General features: G+C 64.2%; 11 protein-coding genes. 9 read left to right on the top strand and 2 right to left on the bottom strand.

All coding sequences use genetic code 11. The features are described from left to right. The first annotated feature begins 40 nt into the window (after positions 1 to 40). The 9 genes from ccmI (at position 41) to AB843_RS22420 (ending at position 13,014) form a co-directional block, all read left to right on the top strand. Positions 41 to 1,177, top strand: coding sequence for a c-type cytochrome biogenesis protein CcmI (gene ccmI / locus AB843_RS22380; RefSeq protein WP_048649133.1), 1,137 nt, complete (start codon positions 41 to 43; stop codon positions 1,175 to 1,177). 7 nt (positions 1,178 to 1,184) lie between these two features. Continuing rightward, complete coding sequence (gene ccmE / locus AB843_RS22385) at positions 1,185 to 1,619, top strand: cytochrome c maturation protein CcmE (RefSeq protein ID WP_048649134.1); 435 nt, start codon at positions 1,185 to 1,187, stop codon at positions 1,617 to 1,619. Between the two features lie 194 nt (positions 1,620 to 1,813). Beyond that, positions 1,814 to 3,805, top strand: a complete 1,992-nt coding sequence (locus tag AB843_RS22390; RefSeq protein WP_048649135.1) for a heme lyase CcmF/NrfE family subunit — start codon at positions 1,814 to 1,816, stop codon at positions 3,803 to 3,805. Further along, a complete protein-coding gene (locus AB843_RS22395) occupies positions 3,802 to 4,275 on the top strand; it encodes a cytochrome c-type biogenesis protein (RefSeq protein ID WP_048649136.1) in 474 nt (157 codons plus the stop codon). Before AB843_RS22390 ends, AB843_RS22395 begins: the two co-directional genes overlap by 4 nt. Before the next feature lie 201 nt (positions 4,276 to 4,476). After that, on the top strand, positions 4,477 to 5,724 hold the full coding sequence (locus AB843_RS22400) for a bifunctional alpha/beta hydrolase/OsmC family protein (RefSeq protein ID WP_048649137.1): 1,248 nt from the start codon (positions 4,477 to 4,479) through the stop codon (positions 5,722 to 5,724). Between the two features lie 139 nt (positions 5,725 to 5,863). Next, complete coding sequence (locus AB843_RS22405; RefSeq protein ID WP_048649138.1) at positions 5,864 to 7,411, top strand: Do family serine endopeptidase; 1,548 nt, start codon at positions 5,864 to 5,866, stop codon at positions 7,409 to 7,411. 130 nt (positions 7,412 to 7,541) lie between these two features. Beyond that, positions 7,542 to 8,213: a response regulator transcription factor gene (locus AB843_RS22410; protein ID WP_048649139.1), complete on the top strand. Its 672-nt coding sequence runs from the start codon at positions 7,542 to 7,544 to the stop codon at positions 8,211 to 8,213. A 263-nt stretch (positions 8,214 to 8,476) separates the two neighbouring features. Then, on the top strand, positions 8,477 to 9,892 hold the full coding sequence (locus AB843_RS22415; protein WP_048649140.1) for a sensor histidine kinase: 1,416 nt from the start codon (positions 8,477 to 8,479) through the stop codon (positions 9,890 to 9,892). A 167-nt stretch (positions 9,893 to 10,059) separates the two neighbouring features. Then, positions 10,060 to 13,014, top strand: coding sequence for a bifunctional [glutamine synthetase] adenylyltransferase/[glutamine synthetase]-adenylyl-L-tyrosine phosphorylase (locus AB843_RS22420; protein WP_048649141.1), 2,955 nt, complete (start codon positions 10,060 to 10,062; stop codon positions 13,012 to 13,014). A 6-nt stretch (positions 13,015 to 13,020) separates the two neighbouring features. Here the strand turns inward: AB843_RS22420 and AB843_RS22425 are convergent, their stop codons facing one another. Then, a complete protein-coding gene (locus AB843_RS22425; protein ID WP_048649142.1) occupies positions 13,021 to 15,360 on the bottom strand; it encodes a PAS domain-containing sensor histidine kinase in 2,340 nt (779 codons plus the stop codon). Between the two features lie 141 nt (positions 15,361 to 15,501). After that, positions 15,502 to 18,147, bottom strand: a complete 2,646-nt coding sequence (gene pepN, locus AB843_RS22430; protein ID WP_048649143.1) for an aminopeptidase N — start codon at positions 18,145 to 18,147, stop codon at positions 15,502 to 15,504. Between the last annotated feature and the right edge of the window lie 158 nt (positions 18,148 to 18,305).

Consider the following 18,305-nt stretch of genomic DNA (forward strand, 5'->3'; position numbering starts at 1 on the left):
CGAGTTGGCAGGGCTGCGTGCGGCGGCTATTGAAGGTGCCATGCTGTTTTGGATCCTCGCCGCATTGCTGACACTCGCCGCCGCCCTTGCGGTGATGCGGCCTTTCGCGACGCGCAAAGCCTCGCCGGCTGGCGGTGCGGATCATGATATCGAGGTCTATCGCGATCAGCTTGACGAGCTTGGCCGGGACGTCGAGCGCGGCCTGATCGCTTCGGCGGAAGCCGAGCAGGCGCGCGCCGAAATCGGCCGCAGGATCCTGAAGGTTTCCGAAATCGCCGAACAGCAGCAAGCTGGCGACACGAACCCAAACGCCGTTCGTCTGATTGCGGCAATCGCAATACTGGCAGTGCCATTGGTGAGCTGGGGGCTCTACATCGCGACGGGCTCGCCTGGAATGCCGTCGCAGCCCTTGCAGGCGCGGCTCGAACAGGCTCCTTCGAATACATCCATTGACGATCTGATCGCCCGCGCCGAAGCGCATCTGGCGGACAACCCGCAGGACGTTCGCGGCTGGCAGGTCCTGGTGCCGATCTATATGCGCCTTGGAAGGTTTGCCGATGCGGAAACAGCCTTGCGCAACATCGTACGCCTGTCGGGCGAAAGCGCCGAATTGCAGGGAGCCCTCGGCGAGATGATCGTCGGCAGGGCCCAGGGCGTCGTCACGGCGGAGGCGGAGGCCGCTTTCAAGTCGGCCCTGGCCCTCGATCCCGGCGATCCGAAAGCACGGTTCTTCGTGGCGCTGGCGCGCGCCCAGGAAGGCCGCTTGCCCGAGGCGCATGCTGCCTGGCGTGACCTCGCGGCAGACCTGCCCGACGGCTCGCCCTGGCGCGAGGCGGCTTCCCAGGCGTTGGCAGGTTCCGAAAATGCAGCCGCGCAGGCGAATGCCGAAGCTGCACCGGGGCCGAGCGATGAGGACGTCGCTGCAGCAGCGGACATGACTCCGGACGATCGTCGGGCGATGATCGCCGGAATGGTCGCGCAACTGGATGAAAAACTGCGCGAAAACCCGACCGATGCGGACGGTTGGCGCCGGCTCATTCGCTCTTATATGGTGCTGCGTCAGTCCGACGATGCCCGCTCGGCGCTGGAGCGGGCGGTTGCAGCCCTTGGAGCCGGATCGCCGCAGAGCCAGGAACTGGAGGCTTTCGCGGCAAGTCTCGGCATTGCAGTCGAATAGGTGTGACGTGACACGAAAGCAGAAACGACTGGCGATCATCGCAGGAGCACTCGGCTTTCTCGGGGCCGCTGCCGCGCTGACCCTGTATGCGTTGGGCCAGCAGACATCCTATTTCTACATGCCGGGCGACCTCGAGGAACGGCCCGTCGCCTCCGGCCAGCGCATCCGCCTGGGCGGGCTGGTTGAAAAAGGATCGATCGCGCATGGCGACGACACGCAGGTGCGCTTTGCCGTGACCGATGGCGACCATTCTGTCAAAGTCACCTATGCTGGCATCCTGCCGGACCTTTTCCGCGAAGAGCAGGGAGTGGTGACCGAAGGAGCATTCGGCGCCGACCAGGTCTTCGTCGCCGACACGGTGCTTGCCAAGCATGACGAGAACTACATGCCCAAGGAAGTGGCCGACAGCCTCAAGGAAAAGGGTGTCTGGAACGAGAACTAGAGCATTCATGCGACGCCAAATGGATCATTTTGCGTCGCATGAATGCGGTGAAAACCGATGGACGGGGCATCGACCTGCAAGAGCCCGGAGGGTGTTTCAGCATGGGCATGCCAGTTAAACTGATGGATTGCCGGCCGCTCAACGAGACGCGGCCTTGATCCGGAAACTGCAGGCTGTGTGGAGCGCTTCGCTAGATGAGCATTGAACTCGGTCATTTTGCCCTTGTCCTGGCCTTCGCGCTGGCGCTGGTCCAGGCGAGCGTGCCGATTATTGGCGGGCAATTGAAGAATGAAGCGCTGATGCGGATCGGCGAACCGGCGGCGATCACCGGCTTTGCCCTCGTCGCGCTTTCCTTTGTCGCGCTGACGATGGCCTACGTGCAGTCCGATTTCTCGGTGCTGAACGTGTGGGAGAACTCGCATTCGGCCAAGCCGCTTCTGTTCAAGATTACCGGAACCTGGGGCAATCATGAAGGCTCGATGCTTCTCTGGGTTCTGATCCTGTTTTTCTTCGGCGCTCTTGTGGCGGTTTTCGGGCGCAATCTTCCCTTGTCGCTGCGCGCCAATGTGCTGGGCATCCAGGGCGCGATCGGCAGTGCATTCGTGCTGTTCATCCTTGCCACGTCCAATCCCTTCGCGCGCCTCGACCCGGCGCCGATGCAGGGGCGCGACCTCAACCCGATCCTGCAGGATATCGGCCTCGCGGTTCATCCGCCGATGCTCTATCTCGGCTATGTTGGGTTTTCCGTCGCCTTCTCCTTCGCCATCGCAGCGCTGATCGAGGGGCGCATCGACGCCGCATGGGCACGCTGGGTGCGGCCATGGACCCTGGCGGCTTGGCTGTTCCTCACCGGCGGCATCGCCATGGGCTCCTACTGGGCCTATTATGAACTGGGTTGGGGCGGGTTCTGGTTCTGGGACCCGGTCGAGAACGCCTCGCTGCTTCCCTGGCTTGCCGGCACGGCGCTTCTGCATTCAGCGCTGGTGATGGAAAAGCGCTCGGCATTGAAAATCTGGACGGTTCTGCTCGCCATCCTGACCTTCTCGCTGTCGCTTTTGGGAACCTTTCTGGTGCGCTCCGGCGTGTTGACCTCGGTCCATGCCTTCGCAACGGATCCGACGCGCGGCGTCTTCATTCTGGCGATCCTGATGGTCTTCATCGGCGGATCGCTGGCGCTGTTTGCCTGGCGTGCAGCGACGCTGTCGGCGGGCGGATTGTTCCAGCCGGTTTCGCGCGAAGGCGCGCTGGTCCTGAACAACCTGCTTCTGACCACCGCCACGGCAACTGTGCTGATCGGCACGCTTTATCCGTTGCTGATCGAAGCGGTGACCGGCGACAAGATCTCCGTTGGTCCTCCCTTCTTCAACCTGACCTTCGGTCCCCTTTTCCTGCCGCTCCTGGCAATCGTTCCCTTTGGCCCGTTGCTCGCCTGGAAGCGTGGCGACCTGGCGGCGGTCGCCCAGCGCCTTTTCGCCGCTTTCGGTATCGCACTTGCGGCGGCGCTTCTCATTTATCTCGTCGTCGACCGAACCTCCGTGCTGGCTGCCCTCGGTATCGGGCTTGGCGTCTGGCTGGTTATGGGTGCGCTGACCGATCTGGTGCTGAAATCCGGTCTTGGAAAGGTCGCCGCACCCGTCGTCTTGCGCCGGCTGACCGGGCTGCCGCGCTCCGTGTTCGGCACGGCGCTCGCCCATGCGGGTCTTGGCCTGACGACCATCGGCATCGTCGCCGTGACCACCTTGGAGACCGAAAGGATCGTTGCGATGCAGCCTGGCGACAGCGTCGAGCTGCATGGTTATGTCCTGCGCTTCGACAATCTGCGCCCGTTCACCGGACCGAACTACACCGAGGATCAGGGCAATTTCGCTCTGTCGCGCAAGACCGGCGCAGACCTCGGCGAGATTATGTCGTCGAAACGCTTCTATCCCGCCAGGCAGATGCCGACGACGGAAGCGGGTATCCGGACGCTCGGCCTCAGCCAGCTCTATGTATCGCTGGGCGAAAAGACGCCGAGCGGCGCGCTGATCGTCCGGGTCTGGTGGAAGCCCATGGTGACGCTGATCTGGCTTGGCGCGCTGGTCATGATGGCCGGCGGTGCCGTCTCGCTGCTTGATCGCCGCCTGCGCGTCGGCGCGCCGATGCCGCGCAAGAAGCCGGCGGCTTTGCCCCAAGGCGGCAGCGCATGAACGGGGGGGCGAAACAGGCACTTCGCACGCTCGTGCTTGCTGCGGTCCTCTGGTCGTCTCCCGCGCTGGCCGTACAGCCCGATGAGGTGTTGAGCGATCCCGTTCTCGAGCAGCGCGCCCGCGATCTTTCGGCCGAATTGCGCTGCATGGTCTGCCAGAACCAGTCGATCGACGATTCTGATGCCGAACTGGCGCGCGATCTGCGCATCCTGGTGCGTGATCGCCTGAAGGCCGGCGACGACAATGGGCAGGTGCTCGACTATGTGGTCGCGCGCTACGGCGAGTTCGTGCTGCTGAAGCCACGCTTCAGTGTCCGCAACGCGTTGCTGTGGGGCACGCCGTTCGTTCTCCTGCTGGTCGGCGGGAGTGTGATCTACGCCAATGCGCGCTTGCGCAAGACCGACGGTCCCTCGGCGCTGAACAAGGACGAGCAGGCACGGCTTGACCAAATCTTGAATGGCCGTGATTGAGTTTAAGCGCGCTGCCCCTTTGCCAAACGGCCGATAAGACCTAGTGTCCTGCCCCAGCCAAACCGATAGGTTTGGACTGGGACGGGCAGGCCACTGGATGTTGATTCTGGGGCAACTTTGCGTCAATTGGAATGAATGCAAAGCCTCCATTTCAATTGAAGCGTGCACCAGCCTTCCTCTGACTTTCTCGGAGGCAGCGCCATGACGTTCAAAGTGCAGCGAGTAGAATTCCCCGGTCACTCGGGCGCATCGCTCGCCGCGCGCCTTGATCTGCCGAACGGCCACGTGCGGGCCTATGCGCTGTTTGCCCACTGCTTCACCTGCTCGAAGGATCTGGCCGCGGCGCGGCGCATTGCAGCCGAACTGGCGCGCGAGGGCATCGCCGTTCTGCGTTTCGACTTCACAGGGCTGGGCTCGAGCGAAGGCGAATTCGCCTCGACGAACTTCTCCACCAATCTCGGTGACCTTGTCTGCGCCGTCGATTTTCTGCGCAGCCATTATGCGGCGCCCTCGGTCCTGATCGGTCATTCGCTGGGAGGTGCAGCCGTTCTGGCGATCGCTGGAGCGATTCCCGAGGTGAAGGCCGTGGCGACCCTTGGCGCGCCGGCCGACGCGGCGCATGTTCTCAAGAACCTCCAAGACCCGCCGCAAGGCATCGCCGCCGGTGACGCGGCTGAGGTCACGCTCGGCGGGCATCGCTTCAGCGTCACCGGCCAGTTCGTCGAGGACGTCAAGGCGCAGAACCTGCTGAAGGCGGTGGAGGCCATGCGCAAGCCGCTGCTCATCCTGCACGCGCCGCGCGACGAGATCGTCGGTATCGACAACGCGACACGGATCTTCCTCGCCGCCAAACACCCGAAAAGCTTCGTCTCCCTCGACAACAGCGATCATCTCCTGAGCACGCCGGAGGATGCCGCCTTTGCCGGGCGAGTGATCGCCGGCTGGCTGTCGCGCTACATCGTTGCCGACGATCCCCAGGGCAGCGAGCCGGCCGAGCACGTGCGCATCATGGAAACCGGCGGGGGCCGGTTCCAGAATGCCGTCCAGGCGGGCCGGCACCGGCTCTTCGCCGACGAGCCGGAAAGCGTCGGCGGTCTCGACACAGGGCCTTCGCCCTATGATTTCCTGTCCATCGCCCTTGGCGCCTGCACCGCCATGACGTTGCGCATGTATGCCGACCGCAAGGGCCTGGACCTGGGACGGATCAGCGTCGACGTCTCTCACGCCAAGATCCACGCGGACGACTGTGCCGATTGCGCCGATGAGCTGAAGGGAATGGGCCGCATCGACCGGTTCGAGCGTGTTCTCTTTGTCGATGGCGCCATTGATGACGCGCTGCGCGAGAAACTGGTCGAGATCGCCGGCAAGTGTCCCGTCCATCGCACGCTGGAGCGGGTCGCTCACGTACACACCATCGTCGGTGACCGGCCGGCGGCAGCGGGCAAATAGGGGCTTCCCGGCCTTGCCTGGAAAGATTACCAAAATTTCATCAGCAGGAAATGGCGCTGTAATGTGCTCGCCACTATTTCTGCCGTTGAAACGCGTCGCGTCGCGTTGAATTCAGATCAGTTTCAAAGGATATGTCACGATGCACCAGGATGCGAAAACCCCGGCAAAGGAACAAGGCATCATCGGCAAGGGACGAGGTCGCCTGATGGCGACGATCGCATCCGCCGCCATTGCCGGCGCCATCGGCTTTGGCGTCGTGACCAGCGGCACCGCCCCGGTTTTTGCCGAAGCAGTCAGGCTCGATCAGCCCGTGCAGGCGCCGAGCTTCGCCGACATCGTCGAGAAAGTATCGCCGGCCGTCGTCAGCGTTCGCGTCAAAGCTAATATCGAAACGGCTTCCGACAATGGCGGCGGCTCGATGTTTTTCGATATGCCCGGCTTCGAGGAGTTGCCGGACGGCCACCCGCTGAAACGGTTTTTCCGCGAGTTCAACGGCAAGCCCGGCGCTGAGAAGGATCGGCGCTTCGAGCGCCGTCGCCGCGCCCGCCCGGTGTCGCAGGGCTCCGGCTTCTTCATCTCCGAGGATGGCTATCTCGTCACCAACAACCATGTGGTCGAGGGCGGCAGCGAGTTCACCGTGGTGATGGACGACGGCGCCGAGATCAGCGCCAAGCTGATCGGCACGGACCCGCGAACCGACCTGGCGGTGCTGAAGGTCGATGAGAAGCGCACCTTCACCTATGTGGATTTCGCCGATGATGCCAAGGTGCGCGTTGGCGATTGGGTGGTTGCCGTCGGCAACCCGTTCGGCCTCGGCGGCACCGTCACCGCCGGCATCGTCTCGGCGCGCGGCCGCGACATCGGCGCCGGTCCTTATGACGATTTCATCCAGATCGACGCCGCCGTCAATCGTGGCAACTCCGGCGGTCCGGCCTTCAATCTGACCGGCGAAGTGGTTGGCGTGAACACCGCCATCTTCTCGCCCTCGGGCGGCAACGTCGGCATCGCCTTCGCCATTCCCGCCTCCATTGCCAAGCAGGTGGTGCAGGACCTGATCAAGGACGGTTCCGTCGAACGCGGCTGGCTTGGCGTGCATATCCAGCCAGTCTCCAAAGACATTGCCGAATCGGTCGGTCTCGACGAGGAGAAGGGTGCGCTGGTGGCCGATGCACAGGATGGCGAGCCGGCGGCCAACGCCGGCATCAGGTCGGGCGACATCATCATCGCCGTCGAGGGCGAGACCGTCGCCTCGCCGAAGGAACTGGCGCGTGCCGTCGCCGGCTTTGCGCCAGGCAATGAGATCGACGTCACCCTGTGGCGTGATGGAAAGACCGAAAGCGTCAAGGTAACACTTTCCGAAATGCCGGGCGTCGAGACCATGGCGTCGGCCAGGGACGGCGCACCGCAGCCCAGTCCCATGGCGGCACAATTCGGCCTGACGGTTACGCCGGCCGAGGACGGTCCTGGCCTCGTCGTCACCGATGTCGAGCCCGGAAGCGCCGCCGACGAGCGGGGCATCGCGCCCGGCGATGTCATTCTCTCGGTCAATTCGCGTCAGGTGAAATCGGGCAAGGATGTCGAGGAGGCGGTCGCCGCGGCGGTCAAGGCCGGACGCAAGGCCGTGCTCGTGCAGATCGAGCGCGAGGACGCCAGCCGTTTCGTGGCCTTGCCGACAAGTGAAGGCTGACAAGGCCGAACACGGCGAAATCCTCTCCCGGTTCGAAGGAGAGGATTTCGCCGGCCGGGCCGACTTCCCATCCCATGCTTCCGCTTGAAAATGCCGCATGGCCTGATGCAAACCGGGTTATAAGAAGCGCATGAAGATTCTTGTCATCGAAGACGACCGGGAAGCGGCGGACTATCTGAAGAATGCGTTGTCGGAGGCCGGACACACGGCCGACATCGCCCGTGACGGCGACAGCGGCTTCTCGATGGCCGAGACCGGCAGCTACGACATCTACGTCGTCGACCGGATGCTGCCGCGCCGCGACGGTCTGTCGATCATCGCCGAGCTGAGAGGGACCGGCAACGACACTCCGGCGCTCATCCTGTCGGCGCTCGGCGAGGTCGATGATCGGGTCACCGGCCTGCGCGCCGGCGGCGACGACTACCTCACCAAACCCTATGCCTTTTCCGAGCTTCTGGCCCGCATCGAGGTTCTCAAGCGTCGCGCCGGCGCCAAGGAGATCGAGACGGTCTACCATGTCGGTGATCTCGAACTGGACCGCCTGTCGCATGCGGTCCGCCGCGCCGGCCAGGAGATCATCCTGCAGCCGCGCGAGTTCCGCCTGCTCGAATATATGATGCGCCATGCCGGCCAGGTGGTCACCCGCACCATGTTACTGGAAAACGTCTGGGACTATCATTTCGACCCGCAGACCAATGTCATCGACGTGCACATTTCGCGCCTGCGCGGCAAGATCGAAAAAGGGTTCGACAAACCGCTTCTGCATACGGTGCGCGGCGCCGGCTATATGCTGAAGGATTAGGGTCAGGACCTACTAATCTTGCTGGATTGGCGAACGATGGACACGGAAATGCAAGGAGAGATGCGCAGGACGGGCTTACGCCCGGCCAAGCGGCTCGACGCGGCAGTTCAAAGTCCATCGTCCGTCCCTTCGGGATATGGCCAATTTGCCTGGAGAGAGCGTTGCAAGCCTTTGAAAACCGGATGGTTTCCTGCAGGCTTGCGCCTCCTCTCCAGGCAAATTGACTCATACCAATCCAGCAAGATTAATAAGTCCTGACCCTCATGGCCCGGCTCGTCGCGATCATGAAAACGACGGCGGCGCGTCTCTCCGCGCTGTACCTCATCCTGTTCGCCGTCTGCGCCACCTTTCTCGTCATCTACATGACCTCGCTGTCGGCCCGCATGCTGGCGGTTCAGACGCGCGACACGATCAACGAGGAGGTGCGTGGCCTCGATCGCGCCTATCAGCGCGGCGGGCTGCCATTCCTGGTCCGGGTGATCGAATCGCGCGCCCGCCAGCCCGGCGCCAATCTCTATCTCCTGGCGGACGCCAATGGCCGCATCCTGTCGGGCAATGTTGAAAGCCTGCAGCCCGGCATTCTGGACGTGGTGGGCTGGACCGAGCGGCCTTTCACCTACAGCCGCTTCGGCGAGGCCGAAACCCGGCTGGCGGCGGGGCGGGAGCCGCCGCATGAGGCAATGGCGCTGGTCTTCCGCCTGCCCAATCAGATCATCGTCCTGGTCGGCCGCGATCTGGGCGAGCCCGAGCAGTTCCGCCGCGTCATGCAACGTGCCCTGGTGGTGACGCTCGTCATCATGTGCCTCGGCGCGCTGCTCATCTGGTATTTCGTCGGCCGCCGCGCCTTGAAGCGCATCGACCGCGTGTCGGCGGCCAGCCGTCGCATCATGGCCGGCGACCTGACGCGCCGCCTGCCGGTGTCGGGCGCCGGCGACGAGTTCGATCGCCTTTCGGAGAACCTCAACAAGATGCTCGACCGCATCTCCGCTCTCAATGAGGGGTTGCGCCAGGTGTCGGACAACATCGCCCATGACCTGAAAACGCCGCTGACACGCCTGCGCAATCGTGCCGAGGCGGCGCTGGCGGGCAATCAGAAGGCGAGCGGCTATCGCGAGGCGCTCGAACGCAACATCGCCGAGTCCGACCAGTTGATCCGCACCTTCAATGCGATACTGATGATCTCCCGGCTCGAAGCCGGCTATTCCGCGGAGGCGGTTTCGACCATCGACCTGCGCGCCATCGTCGCCGATGTGGTCGAACTCTATGAACCGGCTGCCGAAGAGCAGGGTGTCAAGCTGGAGGCGGGGATCGTCGGGCCGGCGGAACTGCGCGGCAATCGCGAACTGATCGGCCAGGCATTGTCGAACATCGTCGACAACGCCATAAAATACTCCGCCGATGCCAACCAGGCGCCGCGCGTCGGCGTGACGCTCGAAAAGACCAGTGGTGAAATCCGCCTGACGGTCAGCGACAATGGCCCCGGCGTTCCGCCCGAAGATCGCCAGCGGGTAACGGAACGCTTCGTCCGGCTTGAGGAAAGTCGTACCCAGCCGGGTTCCGGCCTCGGTCTCAGCCTTGCAAAGGCGGTGATGACATTTCATGGTGGGCACCTCGCGTTTGCCGACAATGACCCCGGTCTTGCGGTGACAATGGTGTTTCCCGCCAGCGCATTGGTCTGAACGTCGGAAGTGGTTTCCGCCAGGCCCGGCGCCTGGCTCTAAAGCAATCCCAGGAAAAGTGGGAACCGGTTTTCCGTCCGGAATTGCGTAAAAACAAAGAGATAGAGCGGGGCAGCGTTTCCATGAAACGATGAGCCGGTCTAAACGGCTCCCGAAAGGATGCGTGAATGGCGCCAAGCGCTGCGGACGGACGTGTGTGGTTCAACGTGCCGGTGAATGCGCTGCCGTCGGTCGAGGCGGAAGCGGCGTCGGAGGCGCTGGAGATCGTCGCGGGGGCCGCCGGCGAGGCCGGGGCCCGGCGTCTGTCGGCGCTGCTTGCAGCCGACGCGCCGCTCACCGCCTTCCTGTCCACCGTGTTTGCCCTGTCGCCCTTCCTGCGCGATTGCGCGCGGCGCAATCCTCTGGCGCTCGAAGCGCTGTTCGACGCACCGCTGGACCAGCGCCTGGAAACGTTGCTCGACGATATCGGGGCCAGCGCCTACGCCGAAGATCAGAGCGAGAGCGGCATGATGAAGGCGCTGCGCGGCTTCAAGGCCGAGGCGCATTTCCTCATCGCCCTGGCCCGGCTTGCCGGCGCCGCCGACACCGAGCTGACGACGCTGCGCTTGAGCAGGCTTGCCGACGCCTGTGTCGGCGCGGCCGTCGATTATCTTCTTCTCGACGCGCACCGGGCCGGCAAGCTGCAACTGCCCGATCCCGCCCATCCGGCCAGGGACAGCGGCTGGGTGCTCCTGGCCATGGGCAAGCTGGGCGCCAACGAGCTGAATTTCTCCTCCGACATCGACCTGATCGTTCTCATCGACCCGCACGCGCCGGCGATTCCCGAGCCTTATGAAGCCGTCGACCTGTTCGTCCGGCTGACGCGCCGGCTGGTGCGCATCCTCCAGGACCGCACCGAGAACGGCTATGTGTTCCGCACCGACCTGCGGCTGCGCCCCGACCCAGGCTCGACGCCGCTTGCCCTCCCGCTGGAGGCGGCGTTGCATTATTACGAAAGCCGCGGCCAGAACTGGGAGCGCGCAGCGATGATCAAGGCGCGGCCCATTGCCGGCGATCTGGCCGCCGGTAGCGGCTTCCTGAAAGAGCTGCAGCCCTATGTCTGGCGCAAATACCTCGACTATGCGGCGATTGCCGACGTCCATTCCATCAAGCGCCAGATCCACGCGCACAAGGGGCATGGCGAGGTGGCGGTCAAGGGCCACAACGTCAAGCTCGGCCGCGGCGGCATCCGCGAGATCGAGTTCTTCGTTCAGACCCAGCAGCTCATCGCCGGCGGCCGGTTCCCCGCGCTGCGCGGCCGCAAGACGGTGGCGATGCTCGGTGAGCTTGCCGCCTGCGGCTGGATCGACGCCGAGGCGCGCGATGCGCTGACCCGGCAATACTGGTTCCTGCGCGATGTCGAGCACGCGCTGCAGATGGTCGCCGACGAGCAGACCCACACATTGCCGGAGGATGATGAGGGGCTGGAGCAGATCGCCCATCTGCTCGGCTTCGACAGCGCCGACACCTTCTCCGAGACCTTCCGCCAGTCGCTTCGACTGGTTGAAAAGCACTATGCGGCACTGTTCGAGACCGCGCCGCAGCTATCGCGCGGCATCGGCAATCTCGTCTTCACCGGAGATGTCGATGACCCCGACACGCTGGAAACCCTGAGCGAGCTTGGTTTTTCGCGGCCGAGCGACATGTGCCGCGTCATCCGTGGCTGGCATTATGGCCGCTACAGGGCGACGCAATCGGCCGAGGCGCGCGAAAGGCTGACGGAACTGACGCCGGCGCTGCTCGAGGCGTTCGGCCGCACGCGGCGCGCCGACGAGGCGCTGCTGCGTTTCGATGCGTTCCTTGGCGGCCTGCCGGCCGGGATCCAGCTCTTTTCCCTGCTTCAATCGAACCCGGCGCTGCTGGAAATGCTCGTCAGCATCATGGGTGCCGCACCGCGTCTCGCCGCCATCATCACCAAACGGCCGCACGTCTTCGACGGCCTGCTCGATCCGGCGCTTCTTTCGGAACTGCCCGACCGCGCCTATCTTGCCGAGCGGCTTGAAGCATTCCTCGCCGGCGCGCAGCTTTATGAGGAAATCCTCGACCGGCTGCGCATCTTCGCCGCCGAGCAGAAATTCCTCATCGGCATTCGTCTCCTGACCGGCGCCATCGATGCCAGCCGCGCCGGCAAGGCATTTTCCGACCTGGCGGATCTGACCGTCAGCGCCGCCCTCGACGCGGTCATCGCCAATTTCGCCCTGCGCCATGGGACCGTGCCCGGCGGCAAGGTTGCCATTCTCGGCATGGGCAAGCTTGGCAGCCGCGAACTGACGGCCGGCTCTGACATCGACCTGATCCTGCTTTACGATCATGCGCCCGACGCCGAACAGTCGGACGGTGAAAAGCCGCTTGCCCCTTCCGAATACTATACGCGCCTGACGCAGCGCCTGATCGCCGCCGTTTCCGCGCCGACCGCCGAGGGGGTCCTCTACGAACTCGACCTGCGCCTGCGCCCTTCCGGCAACAAGGGGCCGGTGGCCACGCAGGTCGAAGCCTTCGGCCGCTATCAGCGCCAGGATGCCTGGACATGGGAGCACATGGCGCTGACCCGCGCCCGCGGCATCGCCGGCGATGCCGAATTGCGCGCCGTTGTCGAGGTCGAGGTGGCCGCGATCCTCGCCATCCCGCGTGAGCGCCACGCCATTTTCGCCAAGGCGGTGGAGATGCGCGCGCTCCTGGAAGAAGAAAAGCCGCCGCGCGATTTGTGGGACTTGAAACTCGTGCCGGGCGGCCTGATCGATCTCGAGTTCATCGCCCAGGTGGCGGTGCTGGGCGGCTGCTGCGAGGAGGGCGTCTTGTCGACGGCGACCGTTGATGTGCTGGCCAGTCTCGCGCCGGATTTCTGCCCGCCGCAGCCGCGCCAGGAATTGGTCGAGGCGCATCAGCTCTACACGATGCTGACGCAGACGACGCGCCTGTGCCTGGAAGGCGGGTTCGATCCCGAGGAAGCACCGCCGGGCTTCGCCGATCTCCTGCTGCGCCAGACGGATCTGCCGGAACTGGCGATTCTGGCCGCCCACGTGGAGGAAACGGCCAAGCGCGTGCGCGGTCATTTCGAGCAACTGCTCGGCAACAAACAATGAACCGTTTCAGGCGGCGGCCGGTGCCTTGCGCTTCTCCTGGGTCGGGATGCGCACGGAAACCACCGTGCCGACGCCTTCGGTCGAGCGGATTTTCAGGATGCCGCCATGCAGCTCTGCCAGCGAGCGTGAGATGGCGAGCCCCAGGCCGGAGCCGGTGTGGTTCTTCGAGAACTGGTTCTGAACCTGCTCGAAGGGGCGCCCGAGCTTCTTCAGCGCCTCACGCGGAATGCCGCAGCCCGAATCCTCGATGGTCAGCGTCACCGCCGGCCCGACCTTGCGCGCCCGCAAGGTGATGTGCCCGCCTTCTCCGGTAAACTTGACGGCATTCGACAGGAGGTTGATGACGATCTGCTTGATCGCCCGGCGATCGGCGAAAAGCGTCATCGAGTCCGGAATATCGGCCTTGACCTCGATCGACTTCTCCGTCGCCTGCAGGACGATGACGCGCATCGTCTCGCGGATCAGCGGGCACAGGTCGATTTCCTCGCAATCGACCGAGAACTGGCCGGCCTCGATCTTCGACATGTCGAGAATGTCGTTGATGACACCCAGCAGATACGAGCCGCTGGCGCAGATATCGCGCACATACTCGTCGTAGCGCTCTGCCCCGAGCGGGCCGAACAGGCCCGATTGCATCACTTCCGAGAAACCGATGATGGCGTTGAGCGGCGTGCGCAATTCATGCGACATGTTGGCCAGAAACTCGGATTTCGCCCGGTTGGCGGCTTCGGCCCGCTCGGTCTCGCGCATGTATTTGCGGTTCAGCTCGCTGAGTTCCTTTGTGCGTTCCTGCTCGGCGCGCCGGGCGATGCTGAGATCGTGGATCGTCGCCATCAGGCGGCGTTCGCTGTCGACCAGCTTGCCCTGGTGCTGTTTCAACTGGGTGATCTCGGTGCCGACCGAAACGGTGCCGCCGTCGCGCGTCTTCAACTCCGTCACCTGCAGCCAGCGTCCGTCCGACAATTGCCGTTCATAAGTCGCGCCGCTGTTCGGGCCGGTGGAATTGACCAGCCGGCGCTCGGAACGATAGGCCGGGATCAGGGCCTCGATGTCGCGCCGCCGCACGCCCGGCACGATCACCGCCGGATCGATGCCGGTATCCTGCTGGTACTTGCTGTTGCACATCACCAGCCGCTCCGCATAGTCCCACAGGACGAAGCTTTCGGTGATGTTCTCGATCGCTGTGCGCAGTCTCTGGTCGGCCGCTTCCGATTGCTGGACCAGCGTGCGCTGCTCGGTAACGTCGACGGCGATGCCGATCAGGTGGAGTTCCGGCGCCTGCGGATCGACCACCTGGGCGCGGGCGCGCATCCACACCCAATGCCCCTCGGCATGGCGCATGCGGAAGACGCGGTCCACATGGTCGATCTCGCGCGCCATGATGCGGTTGGCGAGTTCGAACAGATCGCCGTCGTCGGGATGGATGATCGTCGACACTTCGCCGAAGGAGAGCATCTCCTCGGTCGGCTCATAGCCGAGCATGTCGAACATCGAGCGCGACCAGAACATCTTGCCGCGCACCATGTCCCAGTCCCACAGGCCGCATTTGCCGCGCACCATCGCCATGTCGATGCGCTGATGCGCCTCGAGATAGATGCGGTCGGCCGCCTGGGCCCGCGCCGCTTGGCTGAAATAGGCATACAGGATGACCATCAGTATGCCGGCGGTCAGGGCGAACAGGGTGACATTCAGGGAAACGGCCCGCCGCCATTCGGCAAACAGCGTGTCGCGCGAGGTCAGCGCCACCGCCGCGCCGTCCTGGCCGGAGACATGGACCAGCGAGGCGAGCCAGGGTGCGCCGTTGATCGTCACATCCATCACGCCGGCACGCGCGCCGAACAGGAACAGCGGCTGGCCGCCCGTCAAGACGTCGTCGAGCAGGCGCCCCACCAGTTCCTGCCCGTTGGCCGAGCTGGCAACGACGCTGAACCGCGCGTCCGTGACGGCGAGAATGCGCTTTTCGGGCGAGCCGATGCGGCGCGTCGCCTCTTCGATCAGCATGCGCGCGCGTTGCGTGCGGTCGCCGTCGTCGGAGGTTTCGACCGCCAGCGTCGTGGCCAGTGAATCGGCGGCCAGCGCCAGCATGGTGCGCGCGTCGCGCTCCACGTCGTCGCGCCAGGCCAGCAGCGACAAAAAGCGCGCCGCCGCGACGACGAGCAGGAAAATGATGATCAGGATCGGAATCGAGCGGCGCAGATAGGGCTCGATCGCCAGCAGGCGCTCATAGGCGGGCGCGGCAATAATCTTGGCGTTTCCAGCCAGTCCCATGCGCGATCCGCGTCGGGGTCGTGGTCTGGCAGAGATACCCCCGATAAGGGGTACAGCCCATCCCTGCGCCTTCGCCATCCGACGGGCTCCCTCGTTCCTTGTTAAGTCAGGTGATTCGTTACCGCCAACAGCCGAATCATCCATAAGGAATCAAAGGTGATTCGCCTTGTCCAGTGGCGAATGTAAAAAAGAACTTAACGCGCCCCGTTCAGGCCGGTCTCAAGCGAGCGTGCGCTCGACGATATCGGCCAGATCGCGCGACAGGTTCTTGCGCTGTGCCATCTCCACCAGCACCTGCCGCGCATGCTCGCGCCGTCCGCTTTCCAGCGCCCGCCAGGAGCGAAACGCGGTCGCCAGCCGTGCCGCCACCTGCGGATTGTGCTTCTCCAGCGCCAGAACCGTATCGGCCACCAGCCGGTAGCCCGACCCGTCGGCGCTGTGAAAACCGGTCTGGTTGGCCATGGCGAACGTGCCGATCAGCGCGCGGACCCGGTTCGGATTGGTCAGCGAGAAATGGGCATGCCCCATCAGCTCACGCATCAGCGCCACCGTGTCGGGCGAGGGGATCATCGCCTGGATCTGGAACCATTTGTCGAGCACCAGCGGATTGTCCCGGTACTGCGCCTCGAGCCGGGCAAGCGCCTCGCGGCTTTCCTCGCGGTCGTGGAAATGGTGCGCCAGAACGGTCAGCGCCGCTGCCCGGTCGGTCATGTTGTCGGCCGTGTCGAACTGCTGCTTGGCGGGCGCCGGGTCGCCGGCGGCCAGCGCCATGTATTCGATCAGCGTGTTGCGCAGCGCCCGCCGCCCGGCGCCGGCCGCATCGGGCGCGAATGGGGCGTTGTCGTGCAGGCCGGCGTAGAGGTTGGTAAAATCCGTATGCCCCGCCTCGGCGATTGCCGAAAGCAGCGCCATGCGCGCCGCATAGATCGCGTCGGGGTCGATGTTCTCGCCGATCTCGCGGGCGACGTCTGCTTCCGCCGGCAGTGTCAGCGCCAGCGCGCGAAACGCCGCTTCCAGCGCGTCGTCGCGGGCAATCTCCGCCGCAAGCGCCACCAGTTCCTCGGAAAACGCGATCTCCCGTCCGCCCCGCTGCCGCCGCGTCGCGCTGATCAGCGCTTCGCTGAACAGCGTGTTGAGCGCCTGCCAGCGCGAAAACGGGTCCCGGTCGTGCCGGGCGAGAAACAGTCGTTCCTTCGGCTTGCTGCCGATTGACAGGGTGACGGGCGCCGAGAAGCCGCGGTTGATCGACAGCACCGGCCGCGCTTTCAGCCCGGTGAAGCGCACGCTGTGGTGCCGTTTGCGCAGGTGAATGACACCATCCTCCACCGTCGCGCCCTCGGCGCTTTCATAGTCCATGTCGATGCCGTCGGGCCCGACCAGTCCGAAGGCGAGGGGGATATGCATCAGCCGCTTGCGGCTTTCCGACGGCGTCGGCGGCACCGATTGCTCGATCTCCACCGTCAGCGTGCCGGCCTTGGCGTCGTGGCGCGTGGCGATCGCCACGTTCGGCGTTCCCGCCTGATGGTACCACAGGGCGAATTGCGCTAGGTCGCGGCCCGAGGCGTCCTCGAAAGCCTTGACGAAGTCCTCGATGGTGACGGCCTGTCCGTCGTGCCGCTCGAAATACAGGTCCATGCCGGCGCGGAAGGCTTCCTGGCCGAGGACGGTGCGGATCATGCGCACCACTTCCGAGCCCTTCTCGTAGACGGTTGCCGTGTAGAAATTGTTGATCTCGCGAAAGCGGCGCGGCCGCACCGGATGCGCCAGCGGCCCCTGGTCCTCGGGAAACTGATGCGCCCGCAGCGCCCGCACTTCCGCGATGCGCTTGACGGCCCGCGAGCGCTGGTCGGCGGAGAATTCATGATCGCGGAAGACGGTCAGGCCTTCCTTCAGGCAAAGCTGGAACCAATCGCGGCAAGTGATTCTGTTGCCTGTCCAATTGTGGAAATACTCATGGGCGATGATCGCCTCGATATTGGCGAAGTCGAGATCGGTCGCCGTGTCGGCGTCGGCCAGCACATATTTGTCGTTGAAGACGTTGAGCCCCTTGTTCTCCATGGCGCCCATGTTGAAATCCGACACGGCGACGATGTTGAACACATCGAGATCATACTCGCGGCCGAAGCGCTCTTCATCCCAGCGCATCGAGCGCTTCAGCGAATCCATCGCGTAAGCGGCGCGATCTTCCTTGCCGCGTTCGACATAGATCGCCAGATCCACCGGGCGGCCGGAAGCGGTGGTGAAGGTGTCGGTCACCGCGCCCAGATCGCCGGCAACGAGAGCGAACAGATAGGAGGGCTTGGGATGCGGATCGTGCCAGACGGCGAAATGCCGGCCCCCATCCAGCGTGCCCTTCTCGACGGGGTTGCCGTTCGACAACAGGAGCGGCGTCTCCTTGCGGTCCGCCTCGATGCGCACCGTGTAGACGCTGAGGATATCCGGCCGATCGAGGAAATAGGTGATGCGGCGAAACCCTTCGGCCTCGCATTGGGTGCAGAACACGCCGTTTGAAACGTATAGCCCCATCAGGGCCTTGTTCTTCGCCGGCGCCAGCCTTGTTTCGATGGTCAGCTCGAACTGTCCGGCATGCGGCAGCTTTTTCAGGACCAGCCTGTCCGGCGAGGCTTCAAACGCGTCCGCATCCGCCTTGGCGCCATTGATGGCGAGCTTCGCCAGCACCAGGCCGTCGCCGTCCAGCTCCAGCGGCGCCGTCACCGCAACGCCGCGCCGCCGCTCGACCTTCAGCGTCGCCGTCACCAGCGTTTCATCGGCTCCAAGACGGAAAGTGAGCCTCACCTGTGGAATGAGATAATCGCTCTGCCGATAATCCTCGAGGCGAAAAACCTGGCCGCTGTCCTTAAGCATCACGTCTCTTCCTATGACCTCGAGCGCCTGACGGCAATTTGTCAGACCACTGGTCCAACAAAATCGGATTGTTGCTCTTTACACAATCATGCGGCTCGACAAAACTAAGGTCTCGAACATCGCCCGATTGTTTCCAGCCAGCTTTTTGAATGTCGGCC

It is taken from the genome of Nitratireductor soli (assembly GCF_001050155.1).
Taxonomy (GTDB): domain Bacteria; phylum Pseudomonadota; class Alphaproteobacteria; order Rhizobiales; family Rhizobiaceae; genus Nitratireductor; species Nitratireductor soli.

Coding starts and splice junctions, on each gene's coding strand:
- ccmI (WP_048649133.1), top strand. CDS start 41: ATGCTGTTTTGGATCCTCGCCGCATTGCTGACACTCGCCGCCGCCCTT.
- AB843_RS22390 (WP_048649135.1), top strand. CDS start 1,814: ATGAGCATTGAACTCGGTCATTTTGCCCTTGTCCTGGCCTTCGCGCTG.
- AB843_RS22395 (WP_048649136.1), top strand. CDS start 3,802: ATGAACGGGGGGGCGAAACAGGCACTTCGCACGCTCGTGCTTGCTGCG.
- AB843_RS22400 (WP_048649137.1), top strand. CDS start 4,477: ATGACGTTCAAAGTGCAGCGAGTAGAATTCCCCGGTCACTCGGGCGCA.
- AB843_RS22405 (WP_048649138.1), top strand. CDS start 5,864: ATGCACCAGGATGCGAAAACCCCGGCAAAGGAACAAGGCATCATCGGC.
- AB843_RS22410 (WP_048649139.1), top strand. CDS start 7,542: ATGAAGATTCTTGTCATCGAAGACGACCGGGAAGCGGCGGACTATCTG.
- AB843_RS22415 (WP_048649140.1), top strand. CDS start 8,477: ATGGCCCGGCTCGTCGCGATCATGAAAACGACGGCGGCGCGTCTCTCC.
- AB843_RS22420 (WP_048649141.1), top strand. CDS start 10,060: ATGGCGCCAAGCGCTGCGGACGGACGTGTGTGGTTCAACGTGCCGGTG.
- AB843_RS22425 (WP_048649142.1), bottom strand. CDS start 15,360: ATGGCGAAGGCGCAGGGATGGGCTGTACCCCTTATCGGGGGTATCTCT.
- pepN (WP_048649143.1), bottom strand. CDS start 18,147: ATGCTTAAGGACAGCGGCCAGGTTTTTCGCCTCGAGGATTATCGGCAG.